Annotated in this window: 15 protein-coding genes; 10 read left to right on the top strand and 5 right to left on the bottom strand. The window is 32.0% G+C overall.

What is annotated here, in order from left to right:
- Position 1: 1 nt before the first annotated feature.
- The 5 genes from ACH5TX_RS17005 to ACH5TX_RS16985 form a co-directional block, all read right to left on the bottom strand.
- Complete coding sequence (locus tag ACH5TX_RS17005) at positions 2-2,245, bottom strand: fasciclin domain-containing protein (protein WP_439340690.1); 2,244 nt, start codon at positions 2,243-2,245, stop codon at positions 2-4.
- A 239-nt stretch (positions 2,246-2,484) separates the two neighbouring features.
- A complete protein-coding gene (locus tag ACH5TX_RS17000) occupies positions 2,485-3,987 on the bottom strand; it encodes a rhamnogalacturonan acetylesterase (protein ID WP_439340689.1) in 1,503 nt (500 codons plus the stop codon).
- A gap of 20 nt (positions 3,988-4,007) precedes the next feature.
- A complete protein-coding gene (locus tag ACH5TX_RS16995; protein WP_439340688.1) occupies positions 4,008-6,803 on the bottom strand; it encodes a glycoside hydrolase family 2 protein in 2,796 nt (931 codons plus the stop codon).
- Positions 6,804-6,874: 71 nt separating this feature from the next.
- Positions 6,875-8,158, bottom strand: coding sequence for a rhamnogalacturonan acetylesterase (locus tag ACH5TX_RS16990; RefSeq protein ID WP_439340687.1), 1,284 nt, complete (start codon positions 8,156-8,158; stop codon positions 6,875-6,877).
- Positions 8,159-8,274: 116 nt separating this feature from the next.
- Positions 8,275-9,321, bottom strand: a complete 1,047-nt coding sequence (locus ACH5TX_RS16985; protein WP_439340686.1) for a GntR family transcriptional regulator — start codon at positions 9,319-9,321, stop codon at positions 8,275-8,277.
- 258 nt (positions 9,322-9,579) lie between these two features.
- On the opposite strand from ACH5TX_RS16985, the gene ACH5TX_RS16980 reads away from it, so the two are divergent.
- The 10 genes from ACH5TX_RS16980 (at position 9,580) to ACH5TX_RS16935 (ending at position 25,233) form a co-directional block, all read left to right on the top strand.
- Positions 9,580-12,987 (top strand): DUF4450 domain-containing protein, encoded by a 3,408-nt coding sequence (locus tag ACH5TX_RS16980; RefSeq protein ID WP_439340685.1) that lies wholly within the window; start codon positions 9,580-9,582, stop codon positions 12,985-12,987.
- A gap of 11 nt (positions 12,988-12,998) precedes the next feature.
- Entirely contained in the window at positions 12,999-15,206 is a 2,208-nt protein-coding gene (locus ACH5TX_RS16975) for a hypothetical protein (protein ID WP_439340684.1), read from the top strand.
- 142 nt (positions 15,207-15,348) lie between these two features.
- The gene (gene galK / locus ACH5TX_RS16970; RefSeq protein ID WP_439340683.1) at positions 15,349-16,497 is read left to right on the top strand and encodes a galactokinase; all 1,149 of its coding nucleotides are present in this window, start codon (positions 15,349-15,351) and stop codon (positions 16,495-16,497) included.
- Positions 16,498-16,522: 25 nt separating this feature from the next.
- Complete coding sequence (locus ACH5TX_RS16965) at positions 16,523-17,542, top strand: UDP-glucose--hexose-1-phosphate uridylyltransferase (RefSeq protein WP_439340682.1); 1,020 nt, start codon at positions 16,523-16,525, stop codon at positions 17,540-17,542.
- A 17-nt stretch (positions 17,543-17,559) separates the two neighbouring features.
- Positions 17,560-20,775: a beta-galactosidase, LacZ type gene (lacZ, locus tag ACH5TX_RS16960; protein WP_439340681.1), complete on the top strand. Its 3,216-nt coding sequence runs from the start codon at positions 17,560-17,562 to the stop codon at positions 20,773-20,775.
- A 74-nt stretch (positions 20,776-20,849) separates the two neighbouring features.
- Positions 20,850-22,415, top strand: a complete 1,566-nt coding sequence (locus ACH5TX_RS16955) for a hypothetical protein (protein ID WP_439340680.1) — start codon at positions 20,850-20,852, stop codon at positions 22,413-22,415.
- Positions 22,416-22,427: 12 nt separating this feature from the next.
- The gene (locus ACH5TX_RS16950; RefSeq protein WP_439340679.1) at positions 22,428-23,009 is read left to right on the top strand and encodes a Crp/Fnr family transcriptional regulator; all 582 of its coding nucleotides are present in this window, start codon (positions 22,428-22,430) and stop codon (positions 23,007-23,009) included.
- A 161-nt stretch (positions 23,010-23,170) separates the two neighbouring features.
- On the top strand, positions 23,171-23,791 hold the full coding sequence (locus ACH5TX_RS16945; RefSeq protein ID WP_439340678.1) for a DsbA family protein: 621 nt from the start codon (positions 23,171-23,173) through the stop codon (positions 23,789-23,791).
- A gap of 96 nt (positions 23,792-23,887) precedes the next feature.
- Positions 23,888-24,778, top strand: a complete 891-nt coding sequence (locus ACH5TX_RS16940) for an MBL fold metallo-hydrolase (protein ID WP_439340677.1) — start codon at positions 23,888-23,890, stop codon at positions 24,776-24,778.
- A gap of 65 nt (positions 24,779-24,843) precedes the next feature.
- Positions 24,844-25,233 carry a nuclear transport factor 2 family protein gene (locus ACH5TX_RS16935; protein ID WP_439340676.1) on the top strand — a complete coding sequence of 130 codons (390 nt, stop codon included), beginning with the start codon at positions 24,844-24,846 and terminating at the stop codon, positions 25,231-25,233.
- The last annotated feature ends 74 nt before the right edge of the window (positions 25,234-25,307 follow it).

Here is a 25,307-nt window from a genome sequence, read left to right as displayed (position 1 = left end):
TTTATTCTGCGTATAATAGATAATTGTCAATTAAATGAATTAATGTACGATCTGCTAAGTTATTACTAACACTAGGTATATAATTTGCAATTCTACTTTGAGAATCTAAGAATGATAATTCTCCTGGTGAACTAATTACACTTATATAGGTTTTATTTCCTAATTCACTTTTAAGTAATGTTTCTGTTTGACCATTAATTAAGCCATCATCTGATGCTGTTCTAGTAGCTAAAATGTGATATTTAATAAAATCCTCAATTTGTCTCTTTTCTCCTGCATCTGTTGGGTTTTGATTTGCAGGTAAAACCCCATCAATTACTGCTTGATTTACAGCATCATCACTTGGAATAGCAAAAGTATAAGATGTACCTAATTCTACTCCATCAATACTTCCTGTTTCTGGGTCAAATATAGAAGAGCTATATAAGTAAAAGAAGAAGTTTAAGTATCCTTTTCCCTGAAGCGCTAAATCAAACAAGTCGAAACCTGGTTGAACTTCAGTAAACTCTATAACTCCATCAATATAATAGGTACGTCCATTATTTTGATCTTCATATCCAATAATATTTATTTTATTTTCTTCTTGAACCACTTCTCCTCCAACAATTTCAGTCTTTTTACCTCCTGCAGCCCAAACTTGATTATTTTCCCACCTTATATATTCACCTGCTAAATCAAAATCTCCTGTACGTATTATACCTGACCCTGACAAATCATCTAATTCACCATTTGGAGTAGGAACAATTCCATTGTATAATACTCTTAACAAACGTGTTCTTGCTAATGTACCTCTAGACGTATTGCCCGTCTCAGGAGAAGTGTACACCCACTCACTTCTGTTAATATCATAATCATACCCAAGATTCATTAATACCTCATCTGAAGGTAAAAACAAAGTATACTTACCAGATATATTACTTATAATCTCTCGATAACCAGAACCATCATTATAAAGTCTTGTAGCTAAAGTGAATTTTGGATCTAAATATGCTGAAGTATAAACACTATAGAATAAATTTGACTCCTGTACTTTATTAGTTCCATAAAAAAATCCGTTACTTAAAATGTTTGCCTCAGATATATCTGTATCAACATTAAAACGTACATCTTCATCTAAGCCGTTACTATATGAGGCTATCTGTGAAGGCCAAACAGCATTTTGAACCATATGAGCATTAAAAAAGTCTTCATATATGTATTTTGGTAATTGTTCTAAAGATTCATAATTCTTCAAAAGCACTTCATCAATAAAGTCTTGTAATACATCATTTTCTGGAACAAATAAAGAATAAGCATCACTTTGCCCATCATTATCTGCTTCCTTTATATAATTTTCATTGTTTGGTGAAAAGAATAATGCAGGATCATATACTTTCACATATGCATCTTCAGATTTTCTAGTAAAGTTTTGATAGGTTGTTGTAGCATCTTGATCGAAAACATAATTTACTAAATTAGTTTCCAACATATCTCTAAAAACACTATAATTTGGACTCTCCTCTAGTTTTTGATCTAAATTTATTAGTGGTAATGATACTTTACTTACTTCATGTATAATACCATTTTCAGCAACAATATCAGCTTTTACTGTTTCTCCAGAAAGAACATTAAAACCTGTATACGTTGAATTAGGATAAAAGTAATTGTAATCAAAAGGACTAAGTCCAAGAGATGTTACATATTCTTCCATGAAATAAGTAACGTATTTATTATTATTGTCCCCAGGAATATAATAATCTGCACCAGGAGCATTATTTCTATTAGAGCCAGCTACTATCAATGAACTACCATCAATAGTCTTCTCTTTAAATCCATCATAATAAGCTGTTCTACGTCTAAAAGAAATATCTTCTTCCCAGCCTAATCTTGATTGATAATCTGAAAGCCTTTCAGTACGAAAAGCATTATAAATTAAAGCATATCTAACAATCTTTGAAGCCATAATTGAATCTACAGCCGACACATCTGAAATACCTTGTTCTTGAAAAAAAGATGAAAAAGCAGCATCGTTAGGCGCCATCATAGTCCAATAGCCAGATTTACCCAATATATCTTTATAACCCGCTTTTTCAATAAGCGTAATTAGGTTGTTAAAATTACCTTGAGCTTCTAGCTGTTGATAAATAGGAGGTTCAAGATCATCTGGTCTTGCGTAGTACTCATCAAATTCCTCTTTACTATTACAACTAGTAATAAAGGAGATAAGAGGTAAGAAAAGTAAATAATATAATATTTTTTTCTTCATTATGTAATAACTTATATAGTGGTTGAAATTATTAGTTAGTTGATATTGTTAAATTAATATTTGCTTAACAAAACATTGTATTTTTTTTAACACTCAAAAATATTATTATCGAACAGTATTACTATCCTGTACCATCCTGTTTTTGAAACGTTTTTTGAAAAAAAACGTAAATTATACGCTTAAAACAAACGATTTCGTAAATATATCAATAATTCACATAGAATATACCTCAAATCTATCTATTGATTAATATAAACAGATCCTCGTAATCCTATCTCTTTATGCTTTTTTAATATTTCTGCAAAAGTCTTTGCTGTAAAAGTGGCGCCTTCTAAACCTGTGTGTGTATGATCTTTTGGAAAAAAGGGTTTAACGTTGTCTTTACCTAATGCTAGGTATTTTTTAGCAACAACATCGCTTAAATTAATAAATATTACGCCTTCGGCTACTGCTGCTTCTTTTGCCCATTTTACATACGTGTCATGTCTTTGTTCTACTACACCATTTGGCCATTCATTTCTAGGAGTCAAACTTAAAACAACAGGAAGCGCTCCTTTTTCTTTAGTTTCTCTAATCATTTTTTTTATATACCAACCATAAGTATGAACAATTTCTGTAACACTATCTCTCTGAACTTCTTGGGTTTCATCTCCCATACCTTTTAAAGAACCTCTAAATTTTGCTTTATCAATATTTCCAGCATCATTATGTCCAAATTGAATGAATACAATATCTCCACTTTGAAATTCTTCTCTTGCAGCATCCCATAAGCCTTCAAATTCAAAAGTCCTCGTACTTCTTCCTCCTCGTGCTTTATTAATAATGTTTACTTGCATGGTATCACAAAATTGAGGAAAAGGAACTCCCCAACCAACAGCATTTTCATTACCATTATCGGCCATTGTAGAATCGCCTATTAAAAAGATATTTTTCTTTTTTGGATAATTAATTTCAGGGTTTACAACGAAATAATTTTTTAAGGAATTATCCGTTTCTTTTAATTCGTCTACAATAAGTGAAGCAGCCAAAACCGCTCCTTTAGCAGAAGTATGTGTATGATCTCGTTTATAAAAATAAGTACCTGTTACTTTCTCTTCTCCTAAAGGCTCTAATGTGGCAACCATTTTATCATTTAAATCAATAAATGTCACATCATTTCTTTCTGCTATTTGTTTTGCCCATAATCCGTAAGAAGTATTATTTCTTGGTATTTTACCTTCTTTCCAATCGTTTCTTGGAATAGGAGACATGATTACTGGAATAGCGCCTTTTTCTTTAGTGTTTTTTACAATTTTTTCTATATACCATCCGTAGCTATGTACTATTTCATGATCGCCAGTAATCATATTATCAATCTCTTCCGTTTCATCACCAATACCTTTAATAGTACCTCTAGCTCTAATGGTGTCGTTTACTGGTCCATTATCATTATGACCAAATTGAATTAACACATAATCTCCTTTTTTAAGCTTATTGTTTACAGTATCCCACAATCCTAAATTTTGATAAGTTCTACTACTAGTTCCGCCTAAAGCATGATTTTCAACTTTTACTTTCGTAGTATCTAAAAACTGACCTATAAAATCGCCCCAACCCCAAAGACCTCCGTAACCATCACCTTTTCCATTTTTTACTGTAGAATCACCTACTGTATAAACGGTGGGTTTTATGGTGCTTTGCTGTGTACAATTTGAAAATGAAACTGTCAAAAAAAGAATTGCTAATAACTGTAATGTTTTCATAAATGAATTATAATAATGAATTAATTTTCTCTAAAATCGAACCATAAAGTCATAGGAATACCATTATCTCCTTTTTTGATTCTAATATTTGTTGGTTGACTTTCTGGTCCTTGATGCTCTATAGGTTTAAAAGCTCTCATAGCAGGTATCTCATACATAAACGAAATATTTCCTTTAGGAAATTTTGGTTGTGGGAACGTTTTTGATATGGCTTTCTTAGGAAGGTCTGGTGTAAATAATCTTAAAAATAATTTATCATTTTCACTAAAGAATTTAAAATTGCCTTCTTTCGTTTTAAGGTTCCCTGCTATAAAATTAGCGTGATAGCCTTTAAATTCAGGGTACACCAAGTTTTCAAAACTCTCTCCTGTTATAGTAGTATTATAATCTTTCTCCCAAAGACCAAGTGTGGTGCCTTTTATTCTATTTTTCCAAACGTGGTAAGGTCCATTTCCAATCCATTTTAAACCTTCTACACCTTCTTCGGGAAAATCGAATGTCACACCAAATTTATTAATAGCACCTTCAAAAAAGGCTCCATCAAAACCATTTGTTTTTCCTGCGTTTTTCAGTAAAACTAACTCTATTTTTAATCTTCCATCATTAAAAAGTGTCCATTTTGCAGAATGAATTCCTCCTGAATATTTAATATTACAAATAGCAGCGTCTTTATGTTCTTCAACAGAAACAGCTTCAACTTCTGCTTTCATACCAATAGGCTTTGGACCATTATTAAAAGGTACATTCGCGTTTTCATTTTCAATACTTATTATTTCACCTGAAATCATACTCAACTTAACAGAAACACTCTTGCTTTTTAAAAGCACTTCGTTATTCTGTTTTGAAGCTTTAACCGTTTTTTTGACTTTTTCTTTAGCTAAAAACTTATTTGCTAAATAAGGTGCGTGATGTATTGGCCATGACCAAGTATATATTTCTCTACCATGCTTATCATGCGCTGTTATTTCTAACCAATCGCCTTCAAAGAAATTTTCGGGAACATCAAAATGAATTTTTCGAGTTTCTCCTGGCTCTATACTCGCTATTGAAATAGATTTTGATGCTATTACTTCTGCTTTTTCATCAGTATATAAAATACTTTCATTGGCTTTTAGAACACGATATTCTAATTTACAATCTTTAAGATTTGAATAAATATATTCATTAGTAACTAAAAAGGATCCATCAAATTTTTGTGTTATTAGTTTAGGTTCAAATTGAATAGGCGACCATACTTCCTTTACTGTAAAAAAACTACCTTCCTTTTCTCTATGTGGCCCTAAAACCCCATCGGCTGCTAAGTTTCCTTTAGAATCATATTTTTGCTCGCCTGTCCAATCACTTCTTAAAACGGCTTCATCAAGCATTGCCCATATAAAACCTCCTGCAAATAATGGACTCTTCTTATAGCGTTTCCAAAAATCTTCTAATCCTGCCCCTATTCCATTATCGTAAGTACCATGCATAAATTCTGTTGGAAAAAACACATTTTCACCATTATTAAAACGGTGCATTCCTGTTAAATACGTTGGATAGTGATGTGTATCCCAACCATTAAAATCTGACCAAGGATGAATTACAATTCTTTTTTGCGGATCGTAATCATGAAAAACATGATCTATTTCATAATTCCAGCCACCTTCATTACCATGATCCCAAATGATTACAGATGGATGATTAACATCTCTTTGAACCGTTTCTCTTATTATTTTAGTTCCCGTTTTAGTATCGTACCCATTTTGCCAACCAGCTACTTCATTTAAAACAAACAATCCTAAAGAATCACAAACTTCTAAAAAATGGGTATCTGGAGGATAATGAAAACGAACCGCATTCATATTCATATCCTTTAGTAAGTTAACATCTAATTCGCTAATAACTTTATCTGTACTTCTACCCGATTCTGGCCAAATTGTGTGCCTGTTAATACCTTTCATGATGATTTTTTTACCATTTACGTAAATACCATCTTTTTTAAGAAATTCTAAAGTTCTAAAACCTATTTTAGTTTTAGATGTATGAAGTGTTTGTCCGTTATTTTTAAGCGATAAGCTTAACGTATACAAATTAGGTGATTCTGGATCCCATGTTTTTACATCGTCCCATTTAGCTTCAATAGTTTGAACATCTAGATTGTTTTTTAAAGGAATTGTAATCGTCTTAAATATTTTATTACTTCCTATTGGACTTATGCTAGCTTCAACGGTGGAATTATTTGGAATATTTTTCAAATTTAAATCAGCTCTCAATGATCCATCCATTTTAGCATCAACCGCCACATGCTCAATAAATGATTTAGGAGACACTTCTAACCAAACAGGGCGATAAATACCTCCAAATAACCACCAATCTGTTTTTCTTTCTGCATTGTTAACAGTATTATTACTTGAATGTTTAGACACATGCGCTTCTAAAAGGTTGTCTTCTCCATAATTAACCAACGACGAAATATCATATTTGAATTCGTAAAAACCTCCTTGGTGGATATCCCCTGCAGATTTCCCATTAATTTTTACTTCGGTGTCCGTCATAGCACCACCAAAAACAATAACAACATTTTGCCCTTGGTATTCTTTTGGAACATTAAATTTATATTTATAAAAACCTTCCTCTTTACTTGGTTCTTCTTGATTTAATTCTTTATACCATCTACCATAGGTATATTCACCAAAGCCTTCTAATTCCCAATTAGATGGTACATTAATAGTACTCCAAGTTTTACTATTATTTCCATCGGTACACATAAACTCCCATTGTACTGGGTTTTTAAAATCTTTACCAGATAGATATATTTTCTTAGTTTCTTGAGAAAACATGTTCGAACAACAGAATAACACAAAGGCAAAACATGCCATAAAGTGTTTTATAGTTTTATTTATCATAATTATCAATTACCGTCAGGTTTAGTGTTTTCAAATCTTAAGCTCATTGGCACGGTCCAATCAGTCAAATTATCAGGGTTATTAGGATTGTAACTTGGTGTATTCTCTTTTATATATTTTGCGATTTCTAAATCTAAATCTCTAATACCTTGAATAACACATTTAGCTATTTCATTAGCTCCAAAACTATTAAAATGTGTATTGTCTTTTAATTCCTTTTTTTGACCAGGAAATGTGTTAGCAGGATATTGAACAAACGCTTTTCTAGATGTTTCTGCTCCCCAACTTTCATACATGTTGGTCGTCATTTTAGTAACATCTATTAAAGGTACCTGCAAATCTGCTGCAACTTTTCGCATGGCATCTGGAAAATCGCCATGAGTTGGTTTTAATGTACCATCTGAATTAAATGCACGTCGTTGTGTTGGGGTTACTAATACAGGAATGCCACCTTTGTTTCTAGCTTTGGTAATAAACTCTTTTAATAGATTAGTATATAATCCCCACGCACCATTGCCTTCTCCTTTTATCTTTTCATCATTATGACCAAACTCAATAAACAAATAGTCTCCGGCTTGCATAACTGATATAATTTTTTCTAATCGTTTTCTAGATTTAAAAGAACTTAAAGAAGACCCTGAAACTGCATAATTTGTTATAACAACATCTTTAGTAAAATAGTTAGTAAAGAATTGCCCCCAAGATGCCCAAGGTTCTAAATCTTGATCGGTTACTGTGGAATCGCCCGCTAAGAAAACAGTTTTAATGCTTGATACCGAACTAATTTTTAAACTTTGAATTATAGGATTGCCCAAAAACTCTAACGTTAATTTATCATCCCAATTTAAATAATACTTTTCCCTGTCTTTAATATTTATCTTATTAGCACCATCAATTCTAGGTGTTCTAACATTAACAACAAAGGAATATTTAAACGTTTCCTTTTTGTCTAATTTTTGTTCCTTTAGCATTAATCTTCTAGACTCTGCTTTTATTGTTGTGGTTGAACTTTTTTTCCCCCTTAAAACAACGTCTACCTTATAGTTTCCTTCTGGTAATTTTACTGAAAAATAAATTGATTTTTCTCCTGTTATAGATTTCTTATTAAAAACTACATTTTCTACAGATTGATAATCAAAACCATAACCAACTTCATCATTATACAAAATCGGCTTATCTATTATAACTTCTGAAGCTTTACATTGCCTTTTACCAAAAGAAAAGTTTTTATTAATGTCATTACTTTGAGCAACGCCATTATAAGAAGCGATAACAAAAAAAATGTACAAAATACGTTTATTAAAAAAGGACATAGATTAATTTTTGCCTAAAATATCTCCAAAAAAAAAAAGATCCATCCTGTACTATGATGAATCTTTAATATTTTATTTAAAAAAAATTAATTTTAAACAGAATTTCGTTCTATATAATCAAAAACATTTTTAACTTTTTCTTTCTTATTATCCAACACTAATTGTGCTGCTGTTTCCCCCATAACCGTAAACCTTGTACTTATTACGTTTATTCCTAAAAGGTCTTTTAAAGGTGTATCATTATATGATATTATGCCAATATCTTTCCCTAAAGTTAATTTCTTTTTACGTACCTGTCGCACTAAATTAACCAAATCATTTTCTTCAATAATAACATAGATATCTTTACTATCAAGATCCATGTCTTCATATACTTCATTTAAAATTTCAAAATCAAAATTATATTTTGAACAAAATTTTCTAAATCCATGAACTATTCTTTTTGGATAAGGATAAACAGATTTATCAGGGTACACCAATACTAACTTATCATAGTTTTTAAATTTATTAACACCTTTACTTAGTGCTTCATAAATATCTTCTTGAAAATCTTGATAAACTGCTCCATAGTTTCCTTTAATATCTAATTTATTATTATCTAAAATCACCAATTTATCTTTAGGGATTTTTTCAATAACATCTTGTACGACATTTGTTGTACTAATATGATTAGAATCATCTGTTTTAAAATGGGGCATGATAATATAATAATCATAAGCTCCAAGATTTTTTTCTAAAGTTCTTGCAAAAATAGATTCTTCACAATGATAAACAGATAAAGTTACATGTCCATTAATTCCAATACTATTTACAAACGAATTATAAATGCGCATTTTATAAGAACTAAGCTTATTTATCATAAAGAAAATTTGAACCTTAGATATTAAATCTGTTTTAGCAGTATAATACCCTTTTCCTTTAACAGATAAAATTACTTTTTGTTCTTTAAGAATTTTATAAGCCTTCTCTACAGTATCTCTAGATAGATAACAAGATTCACTTAATTCATTTATAGAAGGGATTTTTTCACCAACCTTTAATTTCCCTTTAGAAACGTCATTAATTACAGAATCTACAATTTGCTTATATTTAGGTATACGCGAAGATTCATTAATCTTTATTTCAATTAATTGAGACATAAGTTATTATAGTAATTAGTTGTAGTTTAGTTAAAGTAAAAGTAATAAAACTAACTTAAAAAGTTATCGATTACATGATTAATAATTGATTTTTATTAAAATTTAACAATTCATATAAACTTAGGTTTTTATTATAATATCTGTCGTAATAAAAAGTGATTCCTTATTATATTGATAAAACATAAATACATGTATGTACAGGACACTAAACAATATCTATTATTTTAACTTTAGCCTTATTTTTTATAAGACTTATTAATGCAACTTTACAAACCCTATTTTTGTTTACTTTTTATTGTTTTAACTACGTTAAACTCTTTTGCTCAAGAAACAAAACCTACAAAGATTCACTATGCTCCAGAAGGTGAAAATTTCATTCTAAAAAAAGGCTCTAGAAAATTCAATAGAGCATTATATGGTACCAATACTGGTTTTAGAGTAGAAACTGGAGACTTGCCAGAATTTGCCATGTACATGACAAAAATGGGTGGTAATTTCAAATTAGGCATTGCAACCAAGTCTACAAGTAAATGGATAACAACATGCGACTCCATTACTACGCGTTATAAACCTGGAACCATGTTATATGAAATTCGGGATCCCTTACTACAAAATGGTGTAATTAAAATACAAGTGGTGGCTCATGCTGAAAATGATGCCATGATTATAAAAGTTGACACTGAAAACATTCCTAAAAACTTAGAACTGGTTTGGCTATATGGAGGTGCTAGCGGCAAACGATTTCATAGAGAAGGTGATATTGGAGCCGACCCAGAATCTGTATTTTATTTAAAACCAGAATATTGCAAGAACAACCAATATACTATCAAAAAGAATAGCTTTCTATTAAACTATGGATCAGAAAACAATAAAGAGAAAACGGGTAATAATAGAAGTATTGTTGGAAGCTTTCCTAAATCAGACACAAAACTTGTAGAAGCTCATCTTGAAAAACAACCTATTGATCTATTCAATACTAAAGCTATAAACGCGCCCGCAATTTCAGGAAAGATAGCGTTAAATAATCAAGACACCTTCCTTTGGAAATTAGAAAATAATGATACACTTATTTCCTCTAGTCAAAAACAATTAGATACAGAATTTAAAGAAGCCTTACAAAAAGTAAAAACTTTAGCTTCCAGAGTTAAGTTAAAAACGCCAGATAAGTACATTAACACTTTAGGAGGTGCTTTGGCTATTGCTGGCGATGCCATTTGGGAAAGCCCTGCCTATTTACACGGATCTGTCGCATGGCGTATGCACTTAAATGCATGGCGTGGTGCTTATGTTGCCGATCCTCTTGGTTGGCATGATAGAGCTGAAACGCATTTTAAAGCCTATGGTAATTCACAAGTTTTAGAACCAGAATCTGGACCAGTAGTATTAGATAGTTCTAGAAATTTTGCAAGACAAAAAGAAATATTAGGCACTGCCATGTTTAGTCGTGGTTATATAAGCAGACATCCAAATAAAAATACGGTAGCACATCATTATGATATGAACTCGGTGTTTATTAATCAATTACTAAGACATTATCAATGGACAGGTGATTTGGTTTTCATGAAAGAAATATGGCCTGTTGTTGAGCGTCATATCGCATGGGAAAAACGAAATTTTGATGCTGATAACGACGGACTTTATGATGCCTACGCCACTATTTGGGCAAGTGATGCGCTGCAATATACAGGTGGAGGCGTTACTTACGCATCGGCATATAATTATTCTGCAAATTTATTAGCAGCTAGTATTGCTAAACTATTAGATAAAAACCCAAATCCTTATATTAAAGAAGCGAAGCTTATTAAAAGTGCTATTGAAACAAAATTATGGGTTGCAGAAAAAGGCATATTTGCAGAATATAAAGATCTACTAGGAAACCAATTAGTACATGATAATCCTGGGCTTTGGACTATTTATCACAGCTTAGATGAAAACATAGCAAACTCCTTTCAAGCTTATCAATCTTTAAGATATGTAGATACTGAAATTCCACATATTCCTGTAAAAGCTGAAGGATTACCGTATACCGATTTAGAATTGGTATCTACTTCCAATTGGCAACCTTACACATGGTCTGTTAACAATGTGGCTCTAGCTGAAAATCTACATGCTTCACTAGCTTATTGGCAAGGAGGAAGAAACGAAGCAGCTTTTAAATTATGGAAAAGCGCTCTAGTGGAAAGCATGTATTTAGGGGCGTCTCCTGGTGGTTTTCAGCAATTATCTGCTTACGATGCCATTCGTGGTGAGTTGTATCGTGATTTTGCCGACCCTATTGGTATGGCGGCGCGTTCTTTAGTTGAAGGTTTGTTTGGCATTCAACCCAATGCTATTGAAAATACTTTGACAATAACTCCTGGTTTTCCTAAAGATTGGAAAGAAGCATCTTTAGAAGTTCCAGATATTTCTATCGCTTTCGCGGAAGATGAACTCGTTTCAAAATATAATATTGTTTCAAAGTTTAAGCATGAAATGACACTGCAATTGCGTATCAATGCATCCTATGAAGCGATTGATGCTATTACAATTAATAATGAAAACGTATCATGGAAATTAGACGAATCTGCCATAGGAAGTCCTAAAATAATTATTGAAAGTCAGTATCAAAAAGAATACGATATTAAAATAAACTGGAAAGGAGAAGCTTTAGAAAACACAATATTTGAATTCGCTGGAACATTTGGTAAAGCACTTCAATTTAAAACCTCAAAGGCAGACATTGTAAACATTTACGATCCGCAAGCATCCATTTTAGAAACAAACAAAACAAATCATCAATTAGATTTCAAAATAAATTCTAAAGAAGGACATAAAACCTTTTTCATTCAACTAAAACAAAACCACATGCTTTGGTGGCAACCTGTACATTTAAATGTTATTTCTAAATCAGAAGAAAATTCAAGAATTCAAAATTGGGATTTAGCACTTCCAACTAATACTAAATTTGAAATGGTTTCATTAGAATCTATTTTCAACAGTAAAGTAACCAATATTTTCGAACAAAAATATTTAACACCAAGACCCGCATCTCCTACCCTACAATTACCTACTCAAGGTATTGGAAACTGGTGCTACCCGTACGTAAAACCTAGTATTAATGATTCTGGATTACGAGAAAAAGCAAGTGATGATAATACAATTATTAGTCCGCAAAACATTCCATTTCAAACACCTTCAGAAATCAACCAAAACAATATTGCATTTGTATCACAATGGGATAATTTTCCTAAATCTATAGAAATTCCGCTTTCAGGAAATGCTTCACACGCCTATTTAATGATGGCAGGAACCACTAACCCAATGCAGAGTAGATTTATAAATGGTCGTGTTGAAATAACCTATTCCGATGGAAGTATTGAAACTTTAGAATTAAAGAATCCAGAAAATTGGTGGCCTATAGAACAAGATTATTTTGTAAACGGATTAGCCTTTACAACCGATGCTCCAAAACCACCAAGAGTTTATTTAAAAACGGGTAAAATCACTAGAACGTTTAAAGATTTTGTACACATAAAAGGATTCAGTGATTATGGAATAGATGGCGGTGCAGCCACTCTTTTAGACTTACCATTAAACCAAAATAAAACATTAAAATCACTTAAAATTAAAGCCATTGCCAACGAAGTGGTAATTGGCCTAATGAGTGTTACACTAATTAGAAATTAATACCCAACCTAATGAATAAAACAAAACTTTTTTATCTTTTAGCATTTGCCTTTTTAGGTATCTATTCATGTACAGAAAAAAATAAAAAACCAAAAAAAATAGATCGTAAAGCACTCGTTACACGACATACTATTAAAATAAATAAAGTAGACACGCTAGCATCTTTATCAGTAGGTAATGGTAAATTCGCCTTTACAGTTGATGCTACAGGGTTACAATCTTTTCCTGAACATTATGCTCTAGGAGTTCCTTTAGGAACACAGTCTGAATGGGGATGGCATACCTTTCCTAATTCTGAAAACTTCGAATTTAATGAAGCTTTAAAGGCTTATGACTTTAATGGAAACCCAAATAGTTTATATGCGGTACAAGTTGAAAAAGCCAAACTACAGAAAGCTGAAAACAATTTAGGCTCAGCAGAATCTAATGCTATTTTAAGGACTAAAAATGCCGTAGACCATTTTAGAGCAAATCCGCACAGACTTCAACTAGGATCTATTGGTTTAGAAATTACTAAAAACGATGGTACACTTGCTACTGCAAACGATTTAAAAGCTATAAATCAAGAATTAGATATGTGGACAGGTAAACTAGAAAGTCATTTTACTATTGATGGTATTCCTGTAAAAGTGATTACCTATGGTGATTCTAAAACAGATGGTATTGCAGCAAAAATTGAGTCTCCCCTATTAAAAGAAAAACGTATTAAAGTAAAATTAAGATTTCCTTATCCAACAAATCAGTTTGCAGACAGAGGTGTAAACTACTCAAACAGTGATAAACATCAAACACATGTAAATAAAAAAGAATCTGGTAAAGATTTTGTTTTTGAAAGAACTTTAGATAATGATACCTATTTTGTAAAAGCTAATTTTAATACCCATGCAACTGTTGCAAAAATTGAAGATCATTACTATACAATATCACCAGATGCTGAAAACAGTTTTGAGGTCGCTATTAACTTTTCTCAAAAAGAAAAACAACAAATAGCAAACTTTAATGAAACAGAACAAAACAGCATCACAGCCTGGGATACCTTTTGGCAATCTGGAGGTGCTGTCGATTTTTCAGAATGCACAGATTCTAGAGCTTTTGAGTTAGAAAGACGTGTTGTGTTATCGCAATACCTTACTAGAGTTCAATGCGCAGGAAACTACCCAGTGCAAGAAACAGGATTAACATATAACAGTTGGTATGGTAAACCGCATATGGAAATGTACTGGTGGCACTCAGCTCATTATCCGCTATGGAGTAGAACGCCATTATTAGAAAACAGTATGGGATGGTATTTTGATGCGTATGACAATGCGAAATTAATTGCAGAAAGACAAGGTTACAAAGGCGTACGTTGGCAAAAAATGACCGACCATGATGCTGGTGAAGCTCCATCATCAGTAGGTTCTTTTTTAATATGGCAACAACCCCATGTTATTTATTTAGCCGAAATGATTTATCGTAATAACCCTTCAAAAGAGAACTTAGAAAAATATAAAAAGCTCATATTTTCTACAGCGGAATTTATGGCTTCATACCCTAATTATGACGCTAAAAACGACCGATATGTTTTAGGAAAAGGCGTTATTCCTGCTCAAGAATGCTTTGATAAATTAGAAACTTTTAACCCACCTTGGGAATTAGCATATTGGAAATGGGCCTTACAAACTGCTCAAAAGTGGCAAGAACGATTAGGTTTAGAACGTCAAGACGATTGGCAAAAAATTATTGATAAATTATCGCCAATGGCTCAAAAAGATGGTGTGTATTTAGTGGCTGAAAGTGTACAAAACTCGTATGATGCTACAAGTGAACATTTAATAGACCATCCTGCTGTTTTGGGAGCTATAAGTGCTACACCTCATAATGATTATGTAGATTTAGAAGTTATGAATAGAACTTTTGATTTAGTAGATGAAGTTTGGACATGGAACCACACTTGGGGATGGGACTTTCCACTTGAAGCTATGGCTGCAACTCGTTTAAACAGACCTGAAGATGCTATTAAAGCCTTATTCAGAGATGAAATAACCAATACCTATTTACCTAACGGACATAATTACCAAACAGAAAGGTTAACGTTATATTTACCTGGAAATGGCGGTATACTTTCTGCTGTTGCTCTTATGTGTGCTGGTTACGATGGAAACTCTATTAAAAACCCTGGGTTTCCTAAAGATGGTACTTGGAATGTTAAATGGGAGAATTTAAAGCCTATGCCGTAAGAATAAATTACAAATAATTAATAACTAAAAAGCTACTTCAAAAGAGTAGCTTTTCAATATTATAAAAATTAACAAGTAATAAATGTATTATTTACATTTATTACTATATTTGCATATATAATTTACCAACTACATTCATATAATGAACAACGCAATAATAAAAAAAGTAAAAGACAACTTTATTAATACGTTCAAAATAGAACCTATCCTTGTTTTTTCCCCTGGTAGAATAAATATTATAGGAGAACATACCGATTATAATGATGGATTTGTATTTCCTGCAGCAGTAAATAAAGGTATTCTAGCTGCAATTGAAAAAAGTGATTCTAAAACCTCAAAAGCAAATGCATTAGATTTAGGTGAAACTATTGAGTTTTCAACCGAAGCTATAAGTCCATTAGAAAAAGAAAGTTGGGGAAACTATATTTTGGGAGTTATTTCAGAAATTCAGAAAAAAGGTATAAGCGTTGGTAATTTCAATATAACCTTTAGTGGAAATATTCCTGCTGGTTCAGGTATGTCTTCTTCTGCAGCATTAGAAAATGTTGTTGTATTTGGATTGAATGAATTATTTAATTTAGGTTTAACTAAAACGGAAATGATTTTTATCTCTCAAAAAGCAGAGCATAATTATGTAGGGGTTAATTGTGGTATTATGGATCAATATGCTAGCATGTTTGGTATAAAAAACCATGCGCTACTTTTAGATTGTAGAACCATTGATGCAAAACCTTTTGAAATTAATTTTAAAAATCATGAGTTAATACTTATCAATACCAATGTAAAGCACAGCTTGTGTGATAGTGCGTATAACGACAGGCGATCTGTATGTGAAAACGTTTCAAAAATGTTAGACATTAAAGCTTTAAGAGATGCTACTCCAAAAGATTTAGAAAAAATTAAAACGAACCTTTCTGAAGAAGACTTTCAAAAAGCACTTTTCGTTATTCAAGAAAATACACGTGCAGAAAAAGCATCAAAAGCCATGACAGATGGTGACTTAAAAACACTAGGAGCATTAATATATGGTTCACATGATGGATTACAAAACCAATATAAAGTAAGTTGTGATGAATTAGATTTCCTTGTAGAACAAGCCAAACAAAACCAAGACATATTAGGAGCAAGAATGATGGGAGGCGGTTTTGGTGGTTGCACTATAAATTTAATAGCTAAAACAGCAGTAGATGAATTTAAAACAACAGTTTCTAAAGCATACAAAACCGAGTTTAATAAAGACTGTTCTATCTATTCTGTAGAGCTTTCAGATGGCACGCATCTTATAAAATAATTAATTATAGTATTATTTCAACAACATGAATTCAGATTTACAAGATTATTCACATAAACGTTTCAACATATTAACTGGTGAATGGGTTTTAGTATCGCCACATCGTGCTAAAAGACCTTGGCAAGGACAAAATGAAGCGGTTTCTAATGAAGTCAGACCATCACACGATCCAAGTTGTTATTTATGTGCTGGAAACACAAGAATTAATGGTGAAATAAATCCAGATTACAAAGATGCTTTTGTGTTTATGAATGATTTTGGTGCCCTTCAAACCGATTCAAAATCATTTTCGGTAGAAGATGGTTTATTTAAAGCACAGAGCGAGCAAGGTATTTGTAAAGTCATTTGTTTTAGTCCAGACCACTCAAAAAGTTTAGCTGATATGGATGCAAAAGACATTGAAAAAGTGGTTTTTGCATGGCAAAATGAGTATCAATCACTTAGCGAAAATGACCTTATCAATTATGTCCAAATTTTTGAAAACAAAGGAGCTGTTATGGGATGTAGTAATCCGCATCCACACGGTCAAATTTGGAGTCAATCAACCTTACCAAACGAAGTAGTAAAAAAAGACGGGCAACAATTAGATTATTATACTAAAAATAAAAGCAGTCTTTTAGGAGATTATCTGAAACAAGAATTAGAAAAAAACGAACGTATCATTTTTGAAAACGACGCTTTTGTTGTACTTATTCCGTTTTGGGCAGTATGGCCTTTTGAAGCTATGATTGTGCCTAAAGCTCATAAAAAAAACATCTTAGAATTAGAAAAAAACGAATCCTTTCTTTTTGCTGAAGCTATTTCGGTTTTAACCAAAGCATACGACAAATTATTTAACACCTCTTTCCCCTATTCTAGTGGTATTCATCAAGCTCCAACAAATGGAAAAGCTAATAACCATTGGCACTGGCACATGAGTTTTTACCCGCCTTTATTAAGAAGTGCAACCGTTAAAAAATTCATGGTAGGTTATGAAATGTTTGGATCGCCACAACGAGATATTACGGCTGAAATTGCAGCTAAAATGATACGCAATTTGGTATAATTTTTAACATATAAAATATGAGACTATCTATTTCTCTTTTTACTCTTCTATTATTTGCTTCACAAATAACAACTTGTCAAGTAAGTAAAAAATCAGCTAATAAAATTAGACCTTGGGAAGATCCAGAAGTATCAGGAATAAATAGAATGCCAGCTAAGGCTACCTCATTTTCATTTCCTAATGAAATAGCGGCTTTAGAAAACACAAAAGAAACTTCTGAAAGATATCAATTATTAAATGGAGACTGGAAGTTTTTATGGGCTCCCACCCCAAAAGGAATTCCATCAGAAATTGAGAAACCGTCTTTTAAAGATTCAAGTTGGAAAACCATTCCTGTGCCATCAAACTGGGAGCTTAAAGGTTATGGCACAGCTTTATACACAAGTGCTGGTTATACATTTAGTCCTATTGAACCGCCTTTTACTCCAGAAAACGATAACCCAACAGGTGTATATAGAACAACATTTGAAACGCCTAGCAATTGGAAAAACATGCAAACAACACTCACTTTTGGTGGTGTTAGTTCTGCTTACTATGTTTGGTTAAATGGTGAGTTATTAGGGTATAGTGAAGACAGTATGCTACCAACTCACTTCGATATTTCACCATTTCTTAAAGAAGGAGAAAACAATTTAGTAGTAAAAGTTTATAGATGGAGTGATGGAACCTATTTAGAGGATCAAGACCATTGGAGACTTAGCGGTATTCATCGTGATGTATACATTACTGCGGCACCAAAAGTGCAGTTATATGACTTTTTTGTTCAAACAGATTTAGACGAAAATTACGAAGATGCCATTCTTAAAGTACGTCCAAAAATAAAAGTTTTTGATGGTGCTTCTTTAGAAGGCATAACATTAGGCATGAAACTGTTTGATGAAAACAATAACAATATTATTCAAGACACTACACGAATTACTGCCGATAACATATATAACGAAAGATATTCACAACGTGGTGAAAACGATTTTGCTTTAATGCAAACATTTGTAAAAAATCCTAAAAAATGGAGTGCAGAAACCCCTAATTTATACACTTTAGTTTTCGACTTAAAAAATAAAAACGGTGATATTCTAGAAACTAGAAGCACAAAAGTTGGATTTAGAAACATTGAAATTATTGATGGTGAACTATTTGTAAACGGACAATCTGTTCTATTATATGGTGTTAACAGGCATGACCACGACCCTATTCATGGTAAAGTTGTTAGCGAAGCGTCTATGACCAAAGATATTTTAACCATGAAGCAGTTTAACATAAATGCTGTTAGAACATCACATTACCCTAATAACGAAATATGGTATGAGTTATGCGACAAATATGGTATTTATTTAATAGACGAAGCTAACTTAGAAACACATGGATTAGGAGGTAAATTAAGTAACGATGTGGCATGGTCTGGAGCTTTTTTACAACGTGCAATCCGAATGGTAGAACGTGATAAAAACCATCCTTCTATTATATTTTGGTCTTTAGGAAACGAATCTGGATCTGGCTTTAATCATGATACCATGGCGCATTGGATTAAAGATTACGATAACACACGTTTTATACATTACGAAGGTGCACAAACCACAGGAGGAAAACACAGAGTAGAAAATAAAATTTTAAAAGATCCTGATTATGTAGATATGGTTAGCCGTATGTATTCTTCTCTTGATTATATGGTTCGTATGGCGGAATATAAAGACGAAACTAGGCCCATTATATATTGTGAATATGCACACTCTATGGGAAATTCTACAGGAAACTTATTCGAATTTTGGGATGCCATTCGTTCACATAAAAACATGATTGGTGGTTTCATTTGGGATTGGGTAGACCAAGGTTTATTACAAAAAAATAAAGACGGCATTGAATATTACGCCTATGGAGGGGATATGGGAGATGCAGAACTACCTAATTCTTCAAACTTTTGTATCAATGGGATTGTAGATCCTGATATTAATCCGAAACCAACGTTATGGGAATGTAAAAAAGTATTTCAACCTATAAAAATTACAGCGTCAAATACTGATTCTAAAGAAGTTAAAATTCTTAACAGACACAATTTCGATAATTTATCAAAGTTTAATTTGAACTGGCAACTTCAAGAAGATGGAAAAACCATTCAAAAAGGAATTATTACATCTTTAAATGTTGCACCAAAGCAGACTACAAAAATTACAATTCCTTATAAAACCCCTAAAACAAAAGCAGGAGCAGAATATTTCCTAAGAATTAGTTTTAGTTTAAAAACAAATGAAAGTTGGGCTAAAAAAAATCATGAGGTTGCTTGGGAACAAATAAAACTGAATTATAACAAAGACTTTAAAACGTCTAAAAAATCGAACAATCCTATTGAAGTTAATGATAATACTGTTAAAGGTAAAGACTTCCTTGTTCATTTCAATTCTGAAACAGGATTATTAGATAACTATACCTTTAAAAACAATCAACTTATACAAAACGGTTTAACCCCTAGTTTCTGGAGACCAGATACCGATAACGATCATTTAGGAGGTAAAACATATAAATCCTTAGCTATTTGGAAAGAAGCATCTGAAGTTCGTGCCTTAAAAACATTCAATATAACTAAAGGAAAAAACTCTAAGGTTGAAGTAAAAAGTGTGTTTGGTTTTGAAAACACAGATACCACGATGGAGGTTAATTATACAATTGATAACAAAGGACGTATTTTAGTAGAAACTAATTTTAAAGGAAATGATACCTTACCAATGCTTCCTAAATTAGGTCTTCAATTAGAAACTTCAAAAACCTTTGACAATTTAACTTGGCTTGGTAAAGGGCCACAAGAAAATTATATAGATAGACAATTAAGTGCGGATGTTGGGCTTTATAAAGAATCCGTTTTAAACGATTACTATGCCTATATAAGACCACAAGAAAGCAGCAATAAAACAGATGTTCGCTGGTTTGCTTTAACAAACACGAAAGGCATTGGGCTAAAAATAACAGGTATTTCAAAAAACCTAAGCATTAGCGCATGGCCTTATACTACAAATGATATTGACAATGCACAACACACCTACGATTTGGTAGCAAGAGATTTTATAACCGTAAATATCGATTACAAGCAAATGGGGCTTGGTGGAGATGATAGCTGGTCTTTAAACGCACTTCCTCATAAAGAGTTTAGAATACCTTCAAAAGATTACTCATATAGCTTTTTAATAGAACCCGTTTTGAATTCTAAAAGCTTAGGAAGAAGTAATACCACTGGATTAAATTAATAAGCTACATACTAATTCATAATTTTAAAAGTTATATTTTTGATAATTCATACAAACAATACAACTATTCATTAATGAAGCGCCTTATATATTTAGTTTTTACCATCGGTTTTTTAATGCTTTGGAGTTCTTGTCGTAAAGATTTTGATTTTACACCAAGTACAGGAAGTTTAGAGTTTTCAAAAGACACCGTTTATTTAGATACTGTATTTAATAAAACAAGCTCTAGTACTTATAACTTAAAAGTATATAATAGAAGTAATAACGACATTCTTATTCCTTCTATAAAACTAAGCACAGGCGAAGCTTCTAATTACAGATTAAACGTTGATGGATTAGCAGGCAAAACCTTTCAAGACATTCCAATTTTAGCAAAAGACAGTCTGTATATTTTTATTGAAACTACCGTAAATAATAGTAATTTTTCAAATCCAGATGGTACCTTTTTAAACACAGATCAAATTGAATTTGACACCAATACAAACCTTCAAAAAGTAGAATTGGTAACACTTATTCAAGATGCTGTTTTTATTTACCCGAATAGAGATTACACGACTAAAGTTATAGACAAGTTAACGCTTAATGTTGGTGGCGAAGTATTAGAAACCGATATAAACGGACGCGAATTATTACCAAACGAACTAACCTTTACAAACGAAAAACCTTATGTTATTTATGGTTTTGCTGCAGTACCAAATGACGAAACATTAACCATTGAAGCTGGTGCACGTATCCATTTTCATGAAAACTCTGGTTTAATTGTTAATGAAGGCGCTTCACTTCATGTAAATGGTAGTTTAAGTACCGATCCAGAATTATTAGAAAACGAAGTTATTTTTGAAGGCGACCGTTTAGAACCTGATTATTCAGATGTTCCTGGACAATGGGGCACCATTTGGTTTTTTGATGGCAGTATAAATAATACTATAAATTATGCCACTATTAAAAATGCTATTGCGGGAATTTTATGTGATGGTAACCCAAATGAAGTTAATAACAAACTAACCATTACAAACTCCCAAATATATAATTCAAGTAGTTATGGTATTTTAGGTAGAAACACATCTATTAAGGGAGACAACGTGGTTATTAACAATAGCGGACAAGTATCGCTTGCTGGAACTCTAGGTGGTAAATATAATTTCACCCACAGTACATTAGTTAATTATTGGGATAATGGCTTTAGACAATTCCCTTCTGTATTACTAAATAATTTTATTTTAGATGAAGAAAACAATGCCACATTAGCAGATTTAACAGAAGCTAATTTTAACAACTGCATTATTTACGGAAACGATAATCCTGAAATATTAGTGGACGAGCTTGAAGATGACAATGTGGTTTTCAACTTTAAGTTTACCAATTGTCTTATCCGTTTTAAAGATGAAAACAATAATTTCACAGGTCCTAATTACGATTTAAATGATGCATCAAAATTTGAAGGAAACATTTTTAATGAAGATCCTAATTTCCTTGATACATCGCTAAACAAATTAATGATTGGTGACGAATCGGCTGCTATAAACAAAGGGAACGCTTCTTTTGCTACACAAGTACCCGTTGATATTTTAAACGTAAACAGGACAACGGCTCCAGATTTAGGCGCTTACCAACATATTACATTTCCAGAGGAAGATTAAATGTTTTATGGTATGACAGAACTTCTCAAAAAACATATAGCTAAACATATAAATCATAACGAGAAGGATATTGAAGCATTTTGTAACTTGTTTCAACACAAAACAGTAAAAAAGAAACATTTTTTATTAAAAGAAGGCGACGTATGTAAATTTGAAGCATTTGTAACAAAAGGCCTTTTTAAAGTGGCACATATTGATAAAAATGGCAATGAACAAATTCTTTATTTTGCTTCTGAAAACTGGTGGATAACAGATATTGATAGCTTTACAAATACAGTACCCTCTAAATTTACAATACAAGCTCTTGAAGACAGTGAGGTGCTTTTTATCTCTAAAAAAGATAAAGAGTATGCTTATACGTACTTACCTTTTATAGAAAAGTTATTCAGGATAATGACTCAAAAAACCTACGTTGCATTACAACGAAAGTTGATTAATAATTTGAGCAAAACCTCCGATCAAAGATATATTGATTTCATTGAAAAATATCCAAAACTAGCCCAAAGACTTACCAATATACAAATAGCTGCCTATCTTGGCATCAGTCACGAATTTGTTAGTAAAATCCGTAAAAAAATAGCACTCGGAAAATAACGAAATTACATTTATTGAACTTCTTCAATGTTTTTAAGATACAATTAGCACACCTTTGTACCATAAAACACGAATAAAAAAGAAGTAAAATGAAACATTACTTATTGATATTACTTTGTTGGTTTTCCATAAGTAATATTGAAAGTCAAAACTTAAAGACTATGAAATTAATTTATGTGATGGATCCCTTATGCGGATGGTGTTATGGAAACTCTATTAATACCAAAAAGCTCTATTCTGAATTTGAGAGCAAAATTGAATTTGAAATACTTCCTGCAGGTATGTGGACAGGGAATCAAGCTAAGAGACAAGATAAAAATATGGTGTCCTTTTTCGAGAAAGGCGACAAACAAATTGAACAATACACAGGAACTCCGTTTGGAGAAGCTTATTTCGAATTCCTGAAAAACGAAACCATTATTCTTGATAGTGAAATCCCCTCAAGAGCTATAGTTAGTGTAAAAAACATAGCGCCACAAAAAGCTATTCCTTTTGCTCTAGAAGTTCAAAAAGCAAGATATATGTTCGGTAAAGATTTAAATAACGTGCAAACATATGTTTCTATTTGTGAAACTTTAAGTATCGATGCAACAGTGTTTGTAAAAACCTTTTCTTCCGAAGAATTAAAAAAGCAAACGCAAGAATCTTTTACAAAAGCTACAAAATACGCAAGCTCTTACCCTACATTATTACTAGAAAAAGATGGTGAACTATTTATAGTTGAACAAGGTTATGCACCATTTTCAAAAATTGTAGAAACCATTAATCAAATAATAAAATAAGCCTTACACCTATTTAAATTCTATTTATTGAACAAGTTCAATGTTTTAAAACAAAGCTATTCGCAACTTTGTATCATTAAATAGAAACAAATAAACATGAAACGAATTAATTTAACGATATTAGTAACAATCTTAACATTATTAAATATGGAAACACAAGCTCAAAGCTTCAAAACTATAGAAGCAAATAACTTAAAAGTTCAAGTTTACAATGCCTCTGAAAACAGTTTTGGTGTAGCATCAGTAATAGTATCTGGAAAAACAGATGCGATATTAATTGACGCGCAATTTACTTTAGCAGATGCCGAAGCTGTGACTCAAGAAATTAAACAATCTGGTAAAAAATTAAGCACTATTTATGTATCTCATGGCGATCCAGACTTTTACTTTGGTTTAGAAGTTTTCAAAAAACACTTTCCAGAAGTTATAGTATATGCATCACCAGCAACTATTGAACATATAAAAGCTACAGCTCAGAAAAAACTTGATGTTTGGGGCGAAAGATTAGGTAGCAACATTACATCTAATGTTATTTTACCACAAGTTTTAAAAGGTAACAGTATCGATTTAGAAGGTGAAAAATTAGAAATTATAGGTTTAGAGGAATTTCCATCAAGAACATTTGTTTCGATTCCTTCAATTAAAGCTGTTATAGGTGGTATTAATGTATTTGGAACTAGCTTTAACTTATGGATGGCCGATGCACAAACAACAGATGTACGTAATCAATGGATTTCTGTTCTAAATAAAATAGAATCGTTACAACCAGAAATTGTTATACCTGCACATGCTAACTCTAAATCAGCTTTAGATTTAGCAACAGTAAAACATACTAAAAATTACATTCAGTTTTATGAAGAAGCTTTAAAAACGAACAAAACTTCGGAAGCATTGATTAAAACTATAAAAACAGCATACCCAGAACTTACTTTTGAAATTGCCTTACAATTAGGGGCAAAAGTAAATACTGGTGAAATGAAATGGTAAAACACATCATCTCCAACTTGACAATATTAATACTATTGTCAAGTTGTTCATTTAAGAATACAACAATGACAAACCTAGACATTATAAAAAGTACTTACGAAGGAAAAACTTCGGAAGAAAACGGCAAAAATTTAGCAAAACATGTGGCTGAAGATATTGTATGGACAGAAGCTAAAGGCTTTCCGTATGCAGGAACTTATATAGGTTTAGAAAGTGTTACTAAAAATGTATTTAGCCGTTTAGGTAGTGAATGGATTGATTACAAATTTACACCAGAAGATTATATTGCTAATGAAGATAAAGTAGTTGCCTATGGCACATATTCAGGCACTTATAAAGCAACCAATAACTATTTTGAAGCAAGAGTAGCACATGTTTGGAAATTGAAAGATGGAAAAATTATAAGTTTCGAACAGTTTGTTGATAGTCAACCTGTAAATAATGCTATGCAATAAAGAACAACAAAACTCTTGTTGAAACATTCAAAAACTAAAATCTCACTTAATGTGGGATTTTTTTCGTTAACCTA

The organism is Thalassobellus citreus, from assembly GCF_044385915.1.
Lineage (GTDB): Bacteria > Bacteroidota > Bacteroidia > Flavobacteriales > Flavobacteriaceae > Thalassobellus > Thalassobellus citreus.
Note: the sequence above shows the minus strand (reverse complement) of the source record. Positions and strands in the feature narration are given on the sequence as shown.